The sequence below is a fragment of the Blastococcus sp. CCUG 61487 genome, from assembly GCF_005222955.1.
In the GTDB taxonomy this organism is placed as follows: Bacteria; Actinomycetota; Actinomycetes; order Mycobacteriales; family Geodermatophilaceae; genus Blastococcus.
In genome coordinates this window covers 14,337-29,662 of the sequence record NZ_LWUA01000264.1, presented here as the reverse complement: position 1 = coordinate 29,662, position 15,326 = coordinate 14,337, and the positions used below count along the sequence as shown (strand labels likewise).

Sequence of the window (15,326 nt, the reverse complement as noted above, 5' to 3'; positions counted from 1 at the left end):
GGCTGCCGCGACGGGCCGTGCCGCGCTGCGCCGTGCGCGCGCCGGGGGTCGGTGCTGCGCGGGCCGTAACCGACCAGCACGGCGGTGCGGCCGCCGTCCGCGGCCTGCTCGGGGGCGTCGGCCTGCTCGTCCCCGCCCGGCGCGGGCGTCCCGCCGCCGACGTCGATCGTGATGATCGGCGTCCCGACCTCGACCGTGTCTCCCGCCGCGTGCAGCAGCTCGGTGACGGTGCCGGCGTACGGCGAGGGCAGCTCGACGGCCGCCTTCGCGGTCTCGATCTCGCACAGCGGCTGGTTCACCGTGACCGTGTCGCCGACGGCGACCAGCCACTGCAGGATCTCACCCTCGGTGAGCCCCTCGCCCACGTCGGGGAGCTTGAACTGACGCAGCACTGGCGTCGTGCTGGTCATCTCAGAAGTCCATCGCGCGGTCGACGGCGTCCAGCACCCGGTCGAGGTCGGGGAGGTAGTCCTCCTCGAGCTTCGCCGGCGGGTAGGGGAGGTCGTAGCCACCCACCCGCAGCACCGGCGCCTCCAGCGAGTGGAAGCAGGCCTCGGTCACCCGGGCGGCGATCTCCGCGCCGAGCCCCAGGGTGACCGGCGCCTCGTGGACGACCACGCAGCGGCCGGTGCGCCGGACGGAGGCCACCACCGGGGCGAGGTCGAGCGGGGAGACGCTGCGCAGGTCGATCACCTCGAGCGAGCGGCCCTCGTCGGCGGCGGCATCGGCGGCCTGCAGCGCCGTCTTCACCATCGGGCCGTAGGCCAGGACGGTGACGTCGTCGCCGGCCCGCACGACCCGGGAGCCGAACAGCGGTTCGGGGCTGGCGTCGGTGTCGACCTCGGCCTTGTCCCAGTACCGGCGCTTGGGCTCCATGAAGACGACGGGATCGGGGTGGGTGATCGCCTGCTGGATGCCCCAGTAGGCGTCCACGGGGTTGCTCACGGCCACGACCTTGAGGCCGGGGGTGTGCGCGAAGTACGCCTCCGGGCTCTCGCTGTGGTGCTCGACCGCCCCGATCCCACCACCGAACGGGATGCGGATGACGATCGGCATGGTCAGCGCACCCCGCGACCGGGCGTGGATCTTGGCGACCTGGGTGACGATCTGGTTGTAGGCGGGGAAGACGAAGCCGTCGAACTGGATCTCGCAGACCGGGCGGTAGCCGCGCATGGCGAGGCCCACGGCGGTGCCGAGGATGCCGGCCTCGGCCAGCGGGGTGTCGACGACGCGGTCCTCCCCGAAGTCCTTCTGCAGGCCGTCGGTGATCCGGAAGACCCCGCCCAGCCGGCCGATGTCCTCGCCCATGAGCACGACCTTGGGGTCGTCCTCCATCGCGCGGCGCAGGCCGAGGTTGAGCGCCTTGCCGATGGTCAACGTCTCCGTCATCGGTCGGCCCCCTCGAAACCGGCCTCGTAGGCCTCGAACTCGGCCTTCTGCGCGGCCAGGTGCGGCGTCTGCTCGGCGTAGACGACGTCGAACATGTCGCTGGGCCGCGGATCGGGCATCTCGACGGTGCCGCGGCGGATCCGTGCGGCCAGCTCGTCGGCGTCGGCCTCGACCGACTCGAAGAAGTCGGCACCGGCCAGCCGGCCGCGTGACAGGTAGGCCTTGAGCCGGGCGATGGGGTCGCGCAGCTTCCACTCCTCGACCTCGCCGGACATCCGGTAGCGGCTGGGGTCGTCGGAGGTGGTGTGCGCGCCCATCCGGTAGGTGAAGGCCTCGATGAAGCTGGGGCCCTGGCCCTCGCGGGCTGCGGCCAGCGCGGCGCGGGTCACGGCCAGCACGGCGAGCACGTCGTTGCCGTCCACCCGGATGCCGGGGAAGCCGAAGCCGGACGCCCGCTGGAACAGGGGTACCCGGGACTGCCGCTCCAGCGGGGCACTGATCGCGTACTGGTTGTTCTGGCAGAAGAAGACGACGGGCGCGGTGAAGCTGGCCGCGAAGATCATGGCCTCGTTCACCTCGCCCTGGCTGGTCGCGCCGTCGCCGAGGAAGGCGAGGACCGCGCTCTCCGCGCCGTCGCGCTGGACGCCCATGGCGTAGCCGGTCGCGTGCAGGCACTGGGCGCCGATGACGACCGTGTAGAGGTTGAACCCGCGCTCGACGGGGTTCCAGCCGCCGTTGTCGACGCCGCGATACAGACTCATGACGTGCAGCGGATCGACGCCGCGGGTCCAGGCGACGCCGTGCTCGCGGTAGGTGGGGAAGGCCATGTCGTCCTCGGCCAGCGCGCGGCCGGCGCCGATCTGGGCAGCCTCCTGGCCGAGCAGCGACGCCCACAGGCCGAGCTCGCCCTGGCGCTGCAGCGCGGTCGCCTCGGCGTCCCAGCGGCGCACGAGCACCATGTCGCGGTAGAGGGCGCGCAGCTCGTCGTCGTCGAGGTCGATGGAGTAGTCCGGGTGCTGGACCCGCTCGCCCTCCGGCGTGAGCAGCTGCACGAGGTCGGGTTGGGGCGGCAGGTGTGGCGGGGGGCCGTCGTCGCGGGGGCTCCGGTCACCGGGCAGGCCCTGGGTGGGGGTTTCGTGGCGCAACGCCGTCACAGCTCGCTCCTCGCCGTCTGCCGCTCCGGCCGGGGTCACCGGCGCCGCGCGGAGGTGGACGTCTCGGGCACCGGGGTGTGGTGCCGCTCACAGCATCCTGTCACGTGCCCGGGAGCGGGCCAAGATCACCGCGCGGACGACCGCGCCGGGCGCTACCGCCGTCGGATCCGGACCGGCCCGCGGGCGGTGGCGACGTCGACCACCTCGCCGGACTGCGTGACCTCCACGAGCCCCGCGGCCGCCAGGCGCCCGGCCGCGGCGCGGGCCGCGGGCATGAGGTCGCGCCACTGCTCCGGGGCCACCTGACGGGCTGCCTCCGACGGGCAGATCGTGGCGCCGTCGGCGCGCTGGTCGAGCAGGACTTCGATCGCCTGCTCGAGCTGCCGGTCGACGTCCACGCCTGCAGCATGCGAGCCGGGGCGCTTCCCCGCACGCCGGGCCGGGTACCTGCGCCGCCATGGCGAAGCAGACAGCGATCGGCACGATCGGGTGGGCGCTGCGCGGTGCGACCGCGGGCGCGGCGGCCAGCAGTGCGCTCAACGCCGTCACCTATCTGGACATGGCCGTGCGCGGGCGCCCGGCGAGCAGCACCCCGGAGCAGACGGTGGAGAAGATGGCCGGCAAGGCCCATCTCTCGATCCCCGGCCAGGGCGAGACCCGCGAGCACCGGGTGCAGGGGCTCGGTCCGCTCACCGGCCTGGGCGCGGGCGTGGGCTTCGGCGTCGCCGTCGGGCTGGCGCGGGCGGCCGGCGTCCGTACCCACCCGCTGGTGGGCACGCTGCTGATCACCGCCGGGATCCTGGTGGCGACGAACGGGCCGATGACGGCGCTCGGGATCACCGACCCGCGCACCTGGTCCCGCGCGGACTGGCTCAGCGACCTGGTGCCGCACCTGGCCTACGGCGCCGTCCTGAAGACGACGATGGACGCCTTCGACGCGCCGTGATGATCAGGTCACCTGGTCATCGGGTGTCCTACCTCGTGGTCGACCGTGAGGGAGGACGACGAACGATCAGGTGAGCTGATCATCGCCGCAGGCAGGTCAGTGCCAGCCGCGGTCGTCGACGCCGCCGGGCACGGGCGCCGCGGGATCGTACGGCGTCCGCGTGAAGATGAAGGTGCCGAGGTCGAGGTGGTCCTCGGCGATGCGCAGCGTCTCCCCCGCGTAGTAGCCGTCCAGCCCGCGCCACCGGCCGTCCCCGACCGGCGCGAACCTGCTGGCCCGCCCGGCGCGGCCCGGCAGCGGCCCCAGGTGCAGCAGCCCGCCCGCCACGGCCCGCAGGACGCACGGCGACGGTCCCCAGAACCAGACGCCGAGCGAGTCCAGCGGCACGGCCGCGGGGGACGGCTCCCACGCGTCGACGATCCGCGGCTCCGCCGCGCGCAGGTCCGCGAGCAGCCCGAAGACCACCGGCTCCACTCCGGCTGTGGCGTTGGTCAGCGAGACCGCGCCGGTCTGCTCGTCGCGGTCGACGAAGACGCCGGCCAGGAAGCCCGGCATCGATCCGCCGTGCCCGACCAGCGTCCGGTCGTCGACCCGCAGCACCTGCACGCCCAGCCCGTACGCCGACCAGCCCGGCGCGGACGAGTCCACGCCCGCCGGCACCGTCATCTCCTCCAGCGTCGCCGCGTCGAGGACGTCGCCGGTGTCCCCGAGGAGGAAGGCCGCGAATCGGCCGAGGTCGGTCAGCGTCGCCCACAGCTGCCCCGCCGCGGCCATGACGCCCGCGTGGTGCTCCGGCTCGGGCAGCACGACGTCGGCCCACGGGTGGACGGCGAACCCCTCGGCCGCCGGCGCGACCGGCCGCGGGGTGGTGCGGTCCATGCCCAGCGGCGCGAGCACCTCGTCACGGACGACGTCGTCCCAAGAGCGCCCGCGCAGCCGCGCCACGAGCTCGCCGAGCAGTCCGAACCCGAGGTTGGAGTAGTGGAAGCGCCGGGCCGCGCCGAGGACGACGTCGTCCTCCCCCACGCCCAGCTCGGCGAGCGAGCCTCCCGGCGTCCGCTCCCACCAGCCACCCGGGCTCTCCGCCGAGGCTCCGGCGAGGTGCGAGAGCAGCTGGCCGACGGTCCGCTCGCCCAGCGGCGTGCCCGGCAGGTGCCGCTCCAGCGGGTCGTCGAGGCCGAGCCGGCCCTCGTCGCGCAGCCGCATGACCACGACGGCGGTCACGGTCTTGCTGATCGAGCCGAGTCGGTACTGCACGTCGGTGTGCGGCTCGGGCACCGCGCCGCGGCCGGCGGACCACGCGAGACCGCCGTCGCGGACGACGCCGGCCACCAGGCTGGGTGCGCGGCCGTCGCGCTGGGCGCGGGCGACGCGCGCCAGCATCGTGCGGGCGGTGCCGGGGAGGACGGGCTCGGGCATGACGGCGACCGTAACGGCCGCGCGGCCGGTCAGGTGGTGGGGACGGCGTCCGGCGCGGGCAGCCGGCCGGTGCGGGTGGCCCAGCGCTCGAACCAGATGGTCACCAGCGGGGGCACGGAGGCGCCGAGCGCCAGCAGCGTGGTCATCGGGCTCCAGCGCAGCACCCGGGAGGCGAGCAGCGCGACCAACACGTAGGCGACGAAGATCCCGCCGTGCAGCGGCCCGAAGATCTTCACCCCGAGCTCCGAGGTCTCGGGCACGTACTTCACGAACATCCCGATCAGCAGGCCCACCCACGAGAAGGCCTCGGCGACGGCGACGATCCGGAAGGCGGTGGCGGCGGTGCGAGGAGTCACGGGGCCGATCCTCCCCGAGCCGTCAGCCGAGGTAGGCGCGCCCCCGAGGTGAGATTCGATACCCCACGGCCAGGCTCTCGGTCAGCCCCAGCTCCTTGAGCTTGCGGACGTCGCGCTTGAAGGGCAGCGTCTCGCGCCCCAGGGAGGCGGCCAGATCCGGCGCCCGGACGCCGGGCCGCTCGGCGATCAGCCGCAGCACCTCGCGCGTCCAGGGCGTGGCCGCGGCCGCGTCCATCCGCGCGAGCCGGGCGTCGATGGCGTGCCGGTCGGTATCGGAGAGGTCGGCCCGCTCCCGCAGCTCGACCCGCGGATCCGCGCCGGCGAAGGACAGCTCCATCCGGTAGACGGAGGCGCCGTCGCGCCGGTCGAGCAGGCGCCTCAGCTCGGCCAGCGATCGGGCTCCGGCCCGCGCCGCGTCGTCCTCGGTGAGCGTTCCCGGGTCGACCTCCTCGACGGTGTCGATCCGGACGACGCCGGCTCCCGTGCGCTGGGTGCTTCCCGGGCGCATCCGGGGCCGGTCCCACCGCCGGAAGGCGAGCGTGACCGAGCCGTCGGCGATGCCGGCGGCGATCGCCGGAGGGATGAGCACGTGCGGCATGGTGGCACCGTCCGGGGCCGTGCTCCAGCGGGTCAGCGGCCCGGCTGGAGCACGAGCTGCTGGGACGCCGTCGCGCCCACGACCGAGGCGACGGCGAGCAGGGCGGCCCACCAGGGACGGCCCAGGTCGGCGAGGGCGACGACCGCGCCGCCGAGCACGAGCAGCTTCACCGCCACCTTCGCCGTCGGCACCCGGAGCCTGGCCCGCGGAGCGGCGAAGGCACCCCAGAGCACGGCCGCGGCCACCGGCAGTCCGGCGGCGAGCAGCCAGCGTCCCGGTCCCGAGCCGGCCGACCAGCCCCAGGCCGCCAGGACGACGAGCGCGGCGACCTCGGACAGGAACGCCAGGGCCAGCCACAGACCGTTCAGCCGGGAGACCACGCCGGCAGTCTGCCGGAGCGAGGCCGCGGAGATCAGGCCGCGATACGGCGGGCGCCGGCGTAGCCGCCCAGGGCGTCCACGGGCGCGACCTTGACGACGTCACCACTCGTGGGCGCGTGCACCATCTGACCGCCACCGATGTAGATGCCGACGTGGCTGACCGGGCTGTAGAAGAAGACCAGGTCGCCGGGCTGGAGGTTGCCCCGGGAGACCGGCTGGCCCATCTGCGACTGCATCCGGCTCGAGTGCGGGAGCTTGATGCCGGCCGCGCGGAAGGCGTACAGGGTGAGGCCCGAGCAGTCGAACGACCCCGGCCCCTCGGCCGCCCAGACGTAGGGCTTGCCGCGCTGGGCCATCGCGGTGTCGACGGCGATCTGCGCGGCGGCGCCGTTGGCCACCACCGGCCCGGCGGCCGCGGCCAGCGGCTCGGTGCGCTCGGCGCGGCTGGCGCGGGCGGAGTGCGACTCCGCGGCGGCGGCCGCCACCGCCTGCTGCTCCGCGGCGCTGAGCCGATCGTGCATCGCCTGGTACTCGGCGATCTGCGCCTGCAGGTCCCGCTGCTGGGCGGCCACGGCGTCGTACTGGCGCTGCGCCTCGGCGACGGAGGCCTGCACCCGCGCCTGCGCCTCGGCCGCTGCCGCGCTCGCGTCGGCGGCGCGGGCGAGCAGCTCGCCCTGGTGCCCCGCGACGTGCTGGAGCGTGGACATGCGGGTAACGAACTCGTCGGCGGAGTCGCTGATCATCAGCGCCTCGAAGCCGGTCAGCCCCTCGCCGGTCCAGGCGCTGCGCGCGACGCCCCGGACGCTCTGCTGGGCCTCGGCGAGCGCCGCGGTCGCCCGGTCCAGCTCGGCCTGGGCAGCCTCGGCCGCGGCCCGCTGGGAGCGGAGCACCTCGCGCGCCTCGTTGAACTCCTCCGTCAGCGCCTCGAGGTCGTGCCCGCGGGCGGCGACCAGCTCCGCGGCCTCGGCGGCGGTGGAGGGATCACCGGGGGCGGCCGACGCGGGCACGGAGGCCAGCAGGATGCCGAGGGCCCCGGCGAGGGCCAGGACGGCCCGACGGGCGGTGCGGCGTGCGGTGGGCCGGCGGAGGTGCAGAGCCATGTGGAGCGGCTCTCCGATCTCTGTGCGAACCCGGCGGGCTGCCACCCAGGTGGTGACGGAACGCCCCGGCGGGCGCACTGACGGTAAGTCCGTTACCGAGCCGTGACAATAGGTAATAACAAGATTGTTGTTTGCCGATACGCGCGCGCGGGAACCCGTGCCGCTGATGCGCAGGTCAGCGTGACGGACCCGTCTGCTCCTGCGTCCGAGGTCCTCGTCACACCCGTCCCAGCGTTCACCGGTGGGCCGCCGTTTCGAACGGCGCCCGCCCGCGCACTCAGGCAGGCATGGACCTCTGCCGACCTCTCCTCCTCGTGGCCGGGGCGGGCTCGCCGGCCGCCTGCGGCGACGACGACATCGGGTGAGCCGGCCCGCGACACCTCGGTCCGTGCGCGGCTGGACGCGCGCCCTCCTCGGCGGAGTGCAGGAGAAGCTGGCCGGCCGCGACCTCGCGCTGATCGCCGCAGGGCTGACCTTCTACGCGGGGATCGCGGTGGTGCCGCTGCTGGTCCTGTCCTTCTCCCTCACCGCGTGGCTGACCTCGGCCGAGCGCGTCCGCGAACTCGGCAACCGGGTGGCCGAGCTGCTGCCGCCCGAGCTCGGCGCGCCCGACGCCGTCGCCCGCCTGGTCGACGCCGGGGTCGGGCTCAGCCCTCTGCAGGGACTGCTCGCCCTGCTGCCGATGTCGCTGTACGGCGAGGGGCTCCGGCGGGCGCTGCTGCGGTTCAGCGCCCAGGAGGAGGCGATGACCGCGTGGCGCGGTCGGTTCGCCGCGCTGCCGCTGCTGATCGTCGCGCCGCTCCTGCTGTACCCCCTCCTGCTGGCCGCCGACGTGATGGCCGACCTGGCGGAGAGCGGCGGGACCTGGCCGACGGTCGGCCGCATCGCCGTCGGCTTCTACGCCTGCCTCGCCGCGCTCGCCCTCCCGCTCGCCTGGGGCTTCCGCGTGGTGGGCGGCGGCCAGGTGCGGTGGCCGGCCCTGTTCTCCGGCGCGCTGTTCACCGCGGCCTGCGTGTCGGGGTTCCTGCAGGGGTTCGTGCTCTTCCTGGCGCTCCCGGTCGACCTCGGAGCGCCGTTCGGCGGGCTCACCGTGGTGGGCGGCGTCGTGGCGCTCGGCTTCTGGCTGTGGCTCCTGCACATGGTCGTGCTCGGCGGCTGGCTGCTCACCCGATCGCTGGACGAGCTCCTGGCCGCTCGACGGACCCGGCCAGCGGAGCCGGGAGATCACCACGGTGCAGGACGACCAGCGTGCTCACCGCCCGGGTGAGGACGACGTAGAGCCGGTGCAGCCCCCGCGGTTCGGCGGCCACGATCGCCGCCGGGTCGGCGACGACGACGGCGTCGAACTCCAGCCCCTTCGCCAGGGTGGCGGGCACCACCGCGAGCCGCGCGGGCGGCTCGCCGTCGTCGATGAGGGCGGTGACGGCCAAGCCGGCGCGCTCCAGCAGCGCGACGACGTCCGCGACGGCGTCGTCGGCGCAGACCACGCCGATCGAGCCGGGGGAGGCCGCCAGCTCGGCGAGGACGTCGACCAGCGGGCCGGCCAGCTCGGTCACCGGACGCAGCCGGAGCGACCCCGGCTCGCTCCGGACGGCGGTGGCGGCCGGCAGGCCGGGCGCGATGGCCGGCAGCAGCAGGTTCGCGTAGTCGAGCACCTCGGCCGGCACCCGGTAGCCCTGGGTGAGCGGCCTGACGACGGTGTCGGGGCGGCCGAGACCGGCCAGGGTCTGCGCCCAGTCGGCCGCCGACCACGGGCTGGTCGCCTGCGCCAGGTCGCCGAGGACGGTCAGCGATCCCGCCGCGAGCCGGCGCGCGACGGCGCGACACTGCATCGGCGAGAGGTCCTGCGCCTCGTCCACCACGACGTGGCCGTAGCCGGGTGTCCGCTCGAGCAGCCCGGCCACCTCGTCGACGAGCACGGCGTCGGCCTCGGTCCAGGGCGCGGAGCGGACCGAGCGCGGCGGCGAGGGCCACAGCAGCAGCGCCTGCTCGGCGGCGTCGAGGATCCCGCGGGCGGCGCGGGCGAGGAGGGCCGCGTCGGAGTAGATCGCGGCCACCAGCCCGGCGGCGTCCCGCGCCGGCCACACCTCGTCGCAGAAGGCGCGCACCTCGGGGCTGCGCGCCGCCTTGCGGGTCTCGGCGTCGGTCGGGCTGCCGCCGGCCGCCTCCTTCTGCCGGCGGGCGTCCCCGGCCAGCAGCATCGCCAACCGTTCGCGCCCGGCCGCGTAGTGCAGCAGCTGCAGGTCGTCATCGGCCCGCGAGCGGCGGCGCAGGTCGTCGACGTAGCGCTTGAGCCGCTCCACCGGCACGCGGTACCGCCGTCCGGCCAGGGGCACGAGCACGTCGTCGGCGGGCTTGCGGATCTCGCCCCACAGGGCCCGCCGCAGCACCTCGGCCATCCGGACGTCGCCCTTGAGGACGGCGGCCTCGGGGGTGTCGACGGCGCGCACCGGCACCCGGCCGGTGAGGTCGGCGACCGTCGCCTGCGCGACGTCCACCTCGCCGAGCGTGGGCAGGACCTGCTCGATGTAGCGCAGGAACGCCCGGTTGGGCCCGACGACGAGGACGCCGGTTCGGGCCAGCTGCCCGCCGTGCGTGTACAGCAGGTACGCGGCGCGGTGCAGGCCGACGGCGGTCTTGCCGGTGCCCGGAGCGCCCTGCACGCAGATCGACTCGGCCAGCGGTGCGCGCACGATGTCGTCCTGGTCGGGCTGGATGGTGGCCACGATGTCGCGCATGGGGCCGCTGCGCGGGCGCTCGATCTCGGCACGGAGGAACTCCCCCGGGCCGTCGTCGCCGATGTCGAGCCGCTCGTCCTCGTAGCCGGTGAGCTCGGCGCCGGCGAACCCGAACCGCCGCCGGCGGGTCAGGCCCTGGGGATCGGCGGCGCTGGCCTGGTAGAACAGCCGGCTCATCGGGGCACGCCAGTCGATGACCACGGGGTCGCCGGCGTCGTCGCGGACGTGCCGGCGGCCGATGTGGAAGGTCTCGCCGGCGCCGTCGGTCCGCCCGAAGAACGGGGGGACGCCGGGGTCGGCGGCCAGCGCGCGGAGCCGCTCGGCGCGCAGCGCACCGAGCCGCTCGGAGGCCCAGCCGTCGACGCCGGCGTCGGTCACCGCCTCCGTGGCCCGGCGCATGCGGGCGAGGCAGGCGACGGCGTGGGCGAGGTGGGCGCGCTCGGCGGCGAGGACGGGGTCGGCGGAGGTGTCGGTCTGGGGAGCGGCGGCAGACACGGTCGGAGGACGTTACGCCTGGTGGCCGTGTCGGTCGAGGGACTTTCGGCCCGGGCAGCGGTCGGCAAAGGTGGGCGCATGACGCTCCCCGACTCGATGCTGGCCGGTCGCCTCGACGTGCGCACCCGAGAGTTCGCCGTGAAGGAGGTGCCGGTGCCCCGCCCCGGCCCCGGCGAGGTGCTCGTGCGCGTCGAGGCCGCCGGCATCTGCCTGTCCGACGTGCACCTCGTCGACGGCTCGCTCACGCCGCTGTTCCTGGACGGCCCGGAGGTGACGCTCGGCCACGAGGTCGCCGGCACCGTCGCCGAGCTCGGCCCCGGCGTGGCGGCCTGGACCGTGGGCGACCGGGTGCTGCTCCAGGCGGGCGAGCAGCGGAACGAGCTGGTGTACACCCGCGGCGTCGACTACGACGGCGGCTGGGCGCAGTACGCGCTGGCGACCGCGACCACCCTGGTCGCCGTCCCCGACGACCTGCCGCTCGAGCAGGCCTGCATCGTGCCCGACGCCGTCTCCACCCCCTGGGCCTCGATCGTGGAGACCGCCGCGGTCCGGGCCGGGCAGGCGGTCGGCGTGTGGGGCATCGGCGGGCTCGGTGCGCACGCCGTGCAGCTGCTGCGGCTCGCGGGAGCCGCGCCCATCGTGGCCGTGGATCCGGTGCCGGCGGCACGGGAGCGGGCGCTGGCGTTCGGCGCCGACCTCGCGCTGGACCCGGCCGACGACGTCGCCACCCGGGTCCGCGAGTTCACGGGCGGCGCCGGCCTCGCCGTGGCGTTCGACTTCGCCGGGGTGGCGGCGGTCCGCGAGCAGGCGGTCGCGACGCTGGAGCGCGCCGGATCGCTCGTGCTGGTCGGCCTCACCGACCAGCCGCTCGCCATCGAGAGGGGTACGGCGTTCAGCTACCTCGGCCAGCGGATCCTCGGGCACTACGGCTCCGGGCCCGGGCACGTCCAGCAGCTGGTCTCGCTGATCCGGCACGGGCGGCTCGACCTGGCCAGGTCCATTTCAGGAACGCTGCCGCTGACCGAGGCCGCCGAGGGGATCCGCCGCCTCGCGGAAAAGGACGGCGACCCCATTCGACTGGTCATCCGCCCCTAGGGACGACGACGGCGCGAGTTCCGCTGCGTGCAGCGGAACTCGCGCCGGTTGTTCGCGGATCCTCGCCTGTTTCCTGCGGCGAGGATCGGTCGGTCAGGCCCGGGCCCGGAGGATCTGTCCCAGTCGCGCGATGAAGCGGTACCCCTCGGCCGAGGCGCTCCGCGCGGGGGCGCGGGTGGCGTCCAGGTACGACGGGTCGGCGAACATGATCGGCGCGAAGCTGGCGGGCAGGTTCCCCATCTGGCGGGGCCTGTGAGCGGTGTGCGTTCCCATCACTGTCTCCTGACGGATTCCGGTGGTCGCATGTCGCATCGGCCACGATTGGTCGTTCCTTGAGTAAAAGAGGACGAATGGCCTGGTCGCGTCCCTGAAATTGCTGAGATCTCGCTCACCAATGGCGCGCGGAGTGGCGCACACCACGTCATTCCAGTGGCGGCCGACACAATTGTCGCCATTACGTCCGGATGGAGTCCGAATTCGACGACCTCAGGAGCGGTCGGCGGGCTCCACGATCGTGACCTGGACCGCGCGGAACTGCCCGGGCGTCTCGAGCAGGACCGCCTTCGTCGGCTCGCCCACGTCGAGGGCCGGCTCCCGGCGCAGCGCGGCGAGGTCGAGCAGCCGCCGGTCGTCGAGGACGTCGTCGACCAGCCCCCGGTCCCCGCCGGTGAAGAGCGCGACCAGGCCGCCCACGTGCGGCAGCAGCACCCGTGCCGCGGTGTCGGCCGCGGCGGCGACGACGGCGTCGGTCTGGTGCCCCCGCCGCCGGGCGAACCGCTGCTGCGACCACCCGCCGGCGGCCGTCCGTCCCTGTACCTGCCGGCTGTCCACCTTGGACGCCACCAGGTCCGCGCCGTCGAACACCGCGACCGCCCACCGGCCGCGGCGGACCAGCAGCACCGCCGCCCGCCGGTCGGCCCGCGCGGCCGCGGTGAAGGCGGCCAGCAACGGCTGCTCCGGCGTCCAGCCGAACGGCGCCCGCAGGACGACGGTGGTGCTGTCCGCGCAGGTGAGGCGGACGGCACCGTCGTCGTCCACGGTGACCTCGCCGAAGGCGCCGTGCCGCGTCGCGACGCCGTCGAGCCACCGGCCCAACCGCTCGGGTGCGACGCCGAGCCTGCGCCCGCCCCCGGCGGCGGGCCGGGGTCGGCTCACCGGGACCGCAGGGCCAGCAGGCGGTCGAGCACGTCGCCGGTCCGGAGACCGTCGTGCTCGAACTCGTTGGTCACCCAGGTGCGCACGTTGCCGACGGCCGCGGCCGTCTCCAGCGACAGGTCGGCGTCGACGTACATGTCGTCGAAGTAGACGGCCGCGTCGACCGGCACCTCGTTGGCCGCCAGCCGGGCGGGGTCGTAGAGCGGAGGGACCTCCGCCGTCGCGGCCAGCGCGTGCGCCGCCGGCCCGAAGGGCCGCAGCGAGGCGATCTCGTCGAACATCCAGGGGTAGATCATCTCGCCGGTGAACGGCAGCGGCCGCCGGTCGCCGTCGAACTCCGGGCCGCGCTCCGCCTCGGCCGCCCAGCCGACCGGTCCGGCGCCGGAGGCGTAGATGCTCTCGTGCAGGGCGGCGTAGAGCGGGTCGTCCCAGGAGGAGGTCCGGCGGGCGACCTGGTCGAGGAACGTGTCGGACAGGCCGGTGGCCGTCTCGTCGTCGAGCGCCTCCTCGACCAGCCAGTGCAGCTCCTCCGCGCCGGCCTGCGTGCCGAGCACGTGGCCGACAGTCTGCAGCCGGCGCACGGTGAGCCGGTCGCCGTCGGGGAGGGTCACCGGGCCCGCGGCGATCCGGTCGGCGACGGCGCCGAACCGGGCGAGGTCGCCGGGGAACCGCTCGTAGAAGCGCCGGGTCCTGGCGGCCACCCGGGGGTAGGTGCGGCGGTAGAGCTCCCGGGCGTCGGGGCGCAGCGAGGGGAGCCCGCCGGTCACGAGGCAGCGGTCCAGCGCCTGCGGCGCGCGGGACAGGTAGGTGAGGGTGAGGAAGCCGCCGTAGCTCTGGCCGAGGGTGGTCCACCGGCGGCCGCCGTAGAGGGTGGCGCGCACGTGCTCGGCGTCGGCCACGATCGAATCCGCCCGGAAGGCGAGCAGGTGGGCCGCCGCGGCTCGTGGATCGGGGAACCGGGCCATCGTCGCCGCGGTCACCCGGGAGCTCCGGCCGGTGCCGCGCTGGTCGAGCAGCACCACGCGGAACTGCTGCAGCGCGCGGGGGATCCAGCCGCCCCGCGTCGGCCGGGGCGACTTGCCGCCGGGGCCGCCCTGGAGGAAGAGCAGCAGGGGCAGGTCGGCGTCCCGCTGGTCGGGGCGGACCAGCTCGCGGACGAAGACCTCGATCGCCGGGCCGTCGTCGTCGCTCCAGTGCAGGGGCACCGCCACCGTCCGGTCGCGGACGAGCGCACCCGGGATCTCGTAGCGCTCGTCCATCACCGCACCAGCGCCGGGCTGGCGGCGTGCTCGGCCGGGACGCGCAGCACCTGCCGGCCGAGCGCCACCACCAGGGCGGCGGCGCCCGCGGCGAGGGTGACGACGGCGAGGGCGGCGTTGGCTCCCGACACGTCGACGATCTTGCCCGAGACCGACGCGCCGAGGGCGACGCCGACGGCCAGGGCGGTCCCGATCCAGGTGAACGCCTCGGTGACCGCCGCCCGCGGCACGAGCAGCTCGGCCAGGGTGAAGGCGCTGATCAGCGACGGCGACACCGCGACGCCGGTCAGGACGACGAACGGCACCATCACCCCGACGTCCTCGATCAGCACGAGGGGGACGCTGAGGACCGTCAGCAGGACGAGTGCGCCGGCCAGGCGGTGGCGCAGCGGGAGCCGCCAGTGGACGGCGCCCCAGCCGATGCCACTGACCATCGAGCCGACGGCCAGCCCGGCGATCAGCACGCCGGACATCGCCCTGGCGTCGACCTCGTCGGCGAAGGCGACCAGGGCGACCTGCAGCGTGCCCAGGACCGCGCCCACCGCCACGCCCACGGCGAAGAGCACCTTGAGCCCGTCCGACCGCATCGCCGAGGGGCCGTTGCGGTGCTCGTGCGCCAGGGGCGGCGGCTCGGTGCGGCGCTGGGCGGCGAACAGCAGGCCACCCACGGCCGCCAGCGTGAACGCGGTGACCAGCCCCGCCGTCGAGTGCCCGGCGGTGGACAGGAACGTGACCAGCACCGGCCCGACGACGAACACCATCTCGTCCACGACGGACTCCATCGCCAGCGCCGTCGGCAACCGGTGGCTGCCGCGGAGCAGGTGCGTCCACCGGACGCGGATCATCGAGGAGACCGGCGGGAGGCACGCTCCCGCGAGCCCCGCCCCGGCGAAGACGACGAGCAGCGGCCAGTCCTGGCGGACGGCGACGAGGAAGGTGGCCCCGGCGGCCACGAATGCGGCGAGCACCGGCAGCAGCACCCGCCGCTGGCCGTACGCGTCGGACAGCCGGCCCAGGAAGGGCCCCGACAGCGCCGCGGCCACTGCCCCCACGGCGGCCACGGCTCCGCCGAGACCGTAGGAGCCGGTCTCGGCGGCCACGAGGAGCACGCAGCCGAGCCCGACCATGGACAGTGGCAGCCGGCCGATGAAGGCGGCCAGCACCATCGGCAGGGCGTGCGGCGTGCGCAGGACCTGCAGGTAGGGGTTCGCCACGTGGGGAGGAGCCTCCGTCGAGCGGGAT

General features: G+C 75.1%; 17 protein-coding genes. 3 read left to right on the top strand and 14 right to left on the bottom strand.

From position 1 onward, the window contains the following. The 4 genes from A6V29_RS17005 to A6V29_RS16990 form a co-directional block, all read right to left on the bottom strand. A partial coding sequence (locus A6V29_RS17005; RefSeq protein ID WP_283956375.1) for a biotin/lipoyl-containing protein occupies positions 1–410 on the bottom strand: 410 nt, incomplete at its 3' end. 1 nt (position 411) lies between these two features. Further along, the gene (locus A6V29_RS17000) at positions 412–1,389 is read right to left on the bottom strand and encodes an alpha-ketoacid dehydrogenase subunit beta (protein WP_137161402.1); all 978 of its coding nucleotides are present in this window, start codon (positions 1,387–1,389) and stop codon (positions 412–414) included. Beyond that, positions 1,386–2,543 carry a pyruvate dehydrogenase (acetyl-transferring) E1 component subunit alpha gene (gene pdhA / locus A6V29_RS16995; protein ID WP_249933306.1) on the bottom strand — a complete coding sequence of 386 codons (1,158 nt, stop codon included), beginning with the start codon at positions 2,541–2,543 and terminating at the stop codon, positions 1,386–1,388. The genes A6V29_RS17000 and pdhA overlap by 4 nt, the downstream gene beginning before the upstream one ends. 152 nt (positions 2,544–2,695) lie before the next feature. Then, a complete protein-coding gene (locus A6V29_RS16990) occupies positions 2,696–2,941 on the bottom strand; it encodes a DUF3253 domain-containing protein (protein ID WP_137161400.1) in 246 nt (81 codons plus the stop codon). A gap of 59 nt (positions 2,942–3,000) precedes the next feature. Here A6V29_RS16990 and A6V29_RS16985 point away from each other — a divergent pair, with 59 nt between their 5' ends. Continuing rightward, positions 3,001–3,489 (top strand): hypothetical protein, encoded by a 489-nt coding sequence (locus tag A6V29_RS16985; protein WP_137161399.1) that lies wholly within the window; start codon positions 3,001–3,003, stop codon positions 3,487–3,489. A gap of 96 nt (positions 3,490–3,585) precedes the next feature. Here the strand turns inward: A6V29_RS16985 and A6V29_RS16980 are convergent, their stop codons facing one another. The 5 genes from A6V29_RS16980 to A6V29_RS16960 are packed head-to-tail and all read right to left on the bottom strand — an operon-like array spanning position 3,586 to position 7,342. After that, positions 3,586–4,908, bottom strand: coding sequence for a serine hydrolase domain-containing protein (locus A6V29_RS16980; RefSeq protein WP_137161398.1), 1,323 nt, complete (start codon positions 4,906–4,908; stop codon positions 3,586–3,588). Between the two features lie 29 nt (positions 4,909–4,937). Further along, positions 4,938–5,264, bottom strand: coding sequence for a DUF3817 domain-containing protein (locus A6V29_RS16975; protein ID WP_137161397.1), 327 nt, complete (start codon positions 5,262–5,264; stop codon positions 4,938–4,940). 22 nt (positions 5,265–5,286) lie between these two features. After that, positions 5,287–5,862 carry an ASCH domain-containing protein gene (locus tag A6V29_RS16970; protein ID WP_137161396.1) on the bottom strand — a complete coding sequence of 192 codons (576 nt, stop codon included), beginning with the start codon at positions 5,860–5,862 and terminating at the stop codon, positions 5,287–5,289. 32 nt (positions 5,863–5,894) lie between these two features. Next, positions 5,895–6,242 (bottom strand): YrdB family protein, encoded by a 348-nt coding sequence (locus A6V29_RS16965; RefSeq protein ID WP_137161395.1) that lies wholly within the window; start codon positions 6,240–6,242, stop codon positions 5,895–5,897. A gap of 32 nt (positions 6,243–6,274) precedes the next feature. Then, positions 6,275–7,342 (bottom strand): C40 family peptidase, encoded by a 1,068-nt coding sequence (locus A6V29_RS16960; protein WP_137161394.1) that lies wholly within the window; start codon positions 7,340–7,342, stop codon positions 6,275–6,277. A gap of 388 nt (positions 7,343–7,730) precedes the next feature. Between A6V29_RS16960 and A6V29_RS16955 the strand changes: the two genes are divergently transcribed. Continuing rightward, positions 7,731–8,609 (top strand): YhjD/YihY/BrkB family envelope integrity protein, encoded by an 879-nt coding sequence (locus A6V29_RS16955; RefSeq protein ID WP_170977926.1) that lies wholly within the window; start codon positions 7,731–7,733, stop codon positions 8,607–8,609. On the opposite strand, the gene A6V29_RS16950 is transcribed toward A6V29_RS16955, so the two are convergent. After that, the gene (locus A6V29_RS16950; RefSeq protein ID WP_212719516.1) at positions 8,506–10,575 is read right to left on the bottom strand and encodes a HelD family protein; all 2,070 of its coding nucleotides are present in this window, start codon (positions 10,573–10,575) and stop codon (positions 8,506–8,508) included. The two genes, A6V29_RS16955 and A6V29_RS16950, sit on opposite strands and share 104 nt — an antisense overlap. 78 nt (positions 10,576–10,653) lie before the next feature. Here A6V29_RS16950 and A6V29_RS16945 point away from each other — a divergent pair, with 78 nt between their 5' ends. Continuing rightward, a complete protein-coding gene (locus tag A6V29_RS16945) occupies positions 10,654–11,670 on the top strand; it encodes a zinc-binding dehydrogenase (protein ID WP_137161393.1) in 1,017 nt (338 codons plus the stop codon). Between the two features lie 93 nt (positions 11,671–11,763). Here the strand turns inward: A6V29_RS16945 and A6V29_RS21065 are convergent, their stop codons facing one another. From A6V29_RS21065 to A6V29_RS16930, 4 genes are all read right to left on the bottom strand, one after another. Further along, on the bottom strand, positions 11,764–11,910 hold the full coding sequence (locus tag A6V29_RS21065; protein ID WP_170977925.1) for a hypothetical protein: 147 nt from the start codon (positions 11,908–11,910) through the stop codon (positions 11,764–11,766). Between the two features lie 246 nt (positions 11,911–12,156). Next, positions 12,157–12,825 carry an acVLRF1 family peptidyl-tRNA hydrolase gene (locus A6V29_RS16940; protein WP_137161392.1) on the bottom strand — a complete coding sequence of 223 codons (669 nt, stop codon included), beginning with the start codon at positions 12,823–12,825 and terminating at the stop codon, positions 12,157–12,159. Further along, positions 12,822–14,084, bottom strand: coding sequence for an alpha/beta fold hydrolase (locus A6V29_RS16935; protein ID WP_137161391.1), 1,263 nt, complete (start codon positions 14,082–14,084; stop codon positions 12,822–12,824). Before A6V29_RS16935 ends, A6V29_RS16940 begins: the two co-directional genes overlap by 4 nt. Beyond that, the gene (locus A6V29_RS16930; protein WP_137161390.1) at positions 14,084–15,298 is read right to left on the bottom strand and encodes an MFS transporter; all 1,215 of its coding nucleotides are present in this window, start codon (positions 15,296–15,298) and stop codon (positions 14,084–14,086) included. The genes A6V29_RS16935 and A6V29_RS16930 overlap by 1 nt, the downstream gene beginning before the upstream one ends. Positions 15,299–15,326 lie beyond the last annotated feature (28 nt).

Excerpts from the sequence above, each read along its gene's own strand:
- A6V29_RS16985 (WP_137161399.1), top strand. The coding sequence starts at position 3,001 with ATGGCGAAGCAGACAGCGATCGGCACGATCGGGTGGGCGCTGCGCGGT.
- A6V29_RS16980 (WP_137161398.1), bottom strand. The coding sequence starts at position 4,908 with ATGCCCGAGCCCGTCCTCCCCGGCACCGCCCGCACGATGCTGGCGCGC.
- A6V29_RS17000 (WP_137161402.1), bottom strand. The coding sequence starts at position 1,389 with ATGACGGAGACGTTGACCATCGGCAAGGCGCTCAACCTCGGCCTGCGC.
- A6V29_RS16945 (WP_137161393.1), top strand. The coding sequence starts at position 10,654 with ATGACGCTCCCCGACTCGATGCTGGCCGGTCGCCTCGACGTGCGCACC.
- A6V29_RS21065 (WP_170977925.1), bottom strand. The coding sequence starts at position 11,910 with ATGGGGAACCTGCCCGCCAGCTTCGCGCCGATCATGTTCGCCGACCCG.
- A6V29_RS16970 (WP_137161396.1), bottom strand. The coding sequence starts at position 5,862 with ATGCCGCACGTGCTCATCCCTCCGGCGATCGCCGCCGGCATCGCCGAC.
- A6V29_RS16935 (WP_137161391.1), bottom strand. The coding sequence starts at position 14,084 with ATGGACGAGCGCTACGAGATCCCGGGTGCGCTCGTCCGCGACCGGACG.
- A6V29_RS16960 (WP_137161394.1), bottom strand. The coding sequence starts at position 7,342 with ATGGCTCTGCACCTCCGCCGGCCCACCGCACGCCGCACCGCCCGTCGG.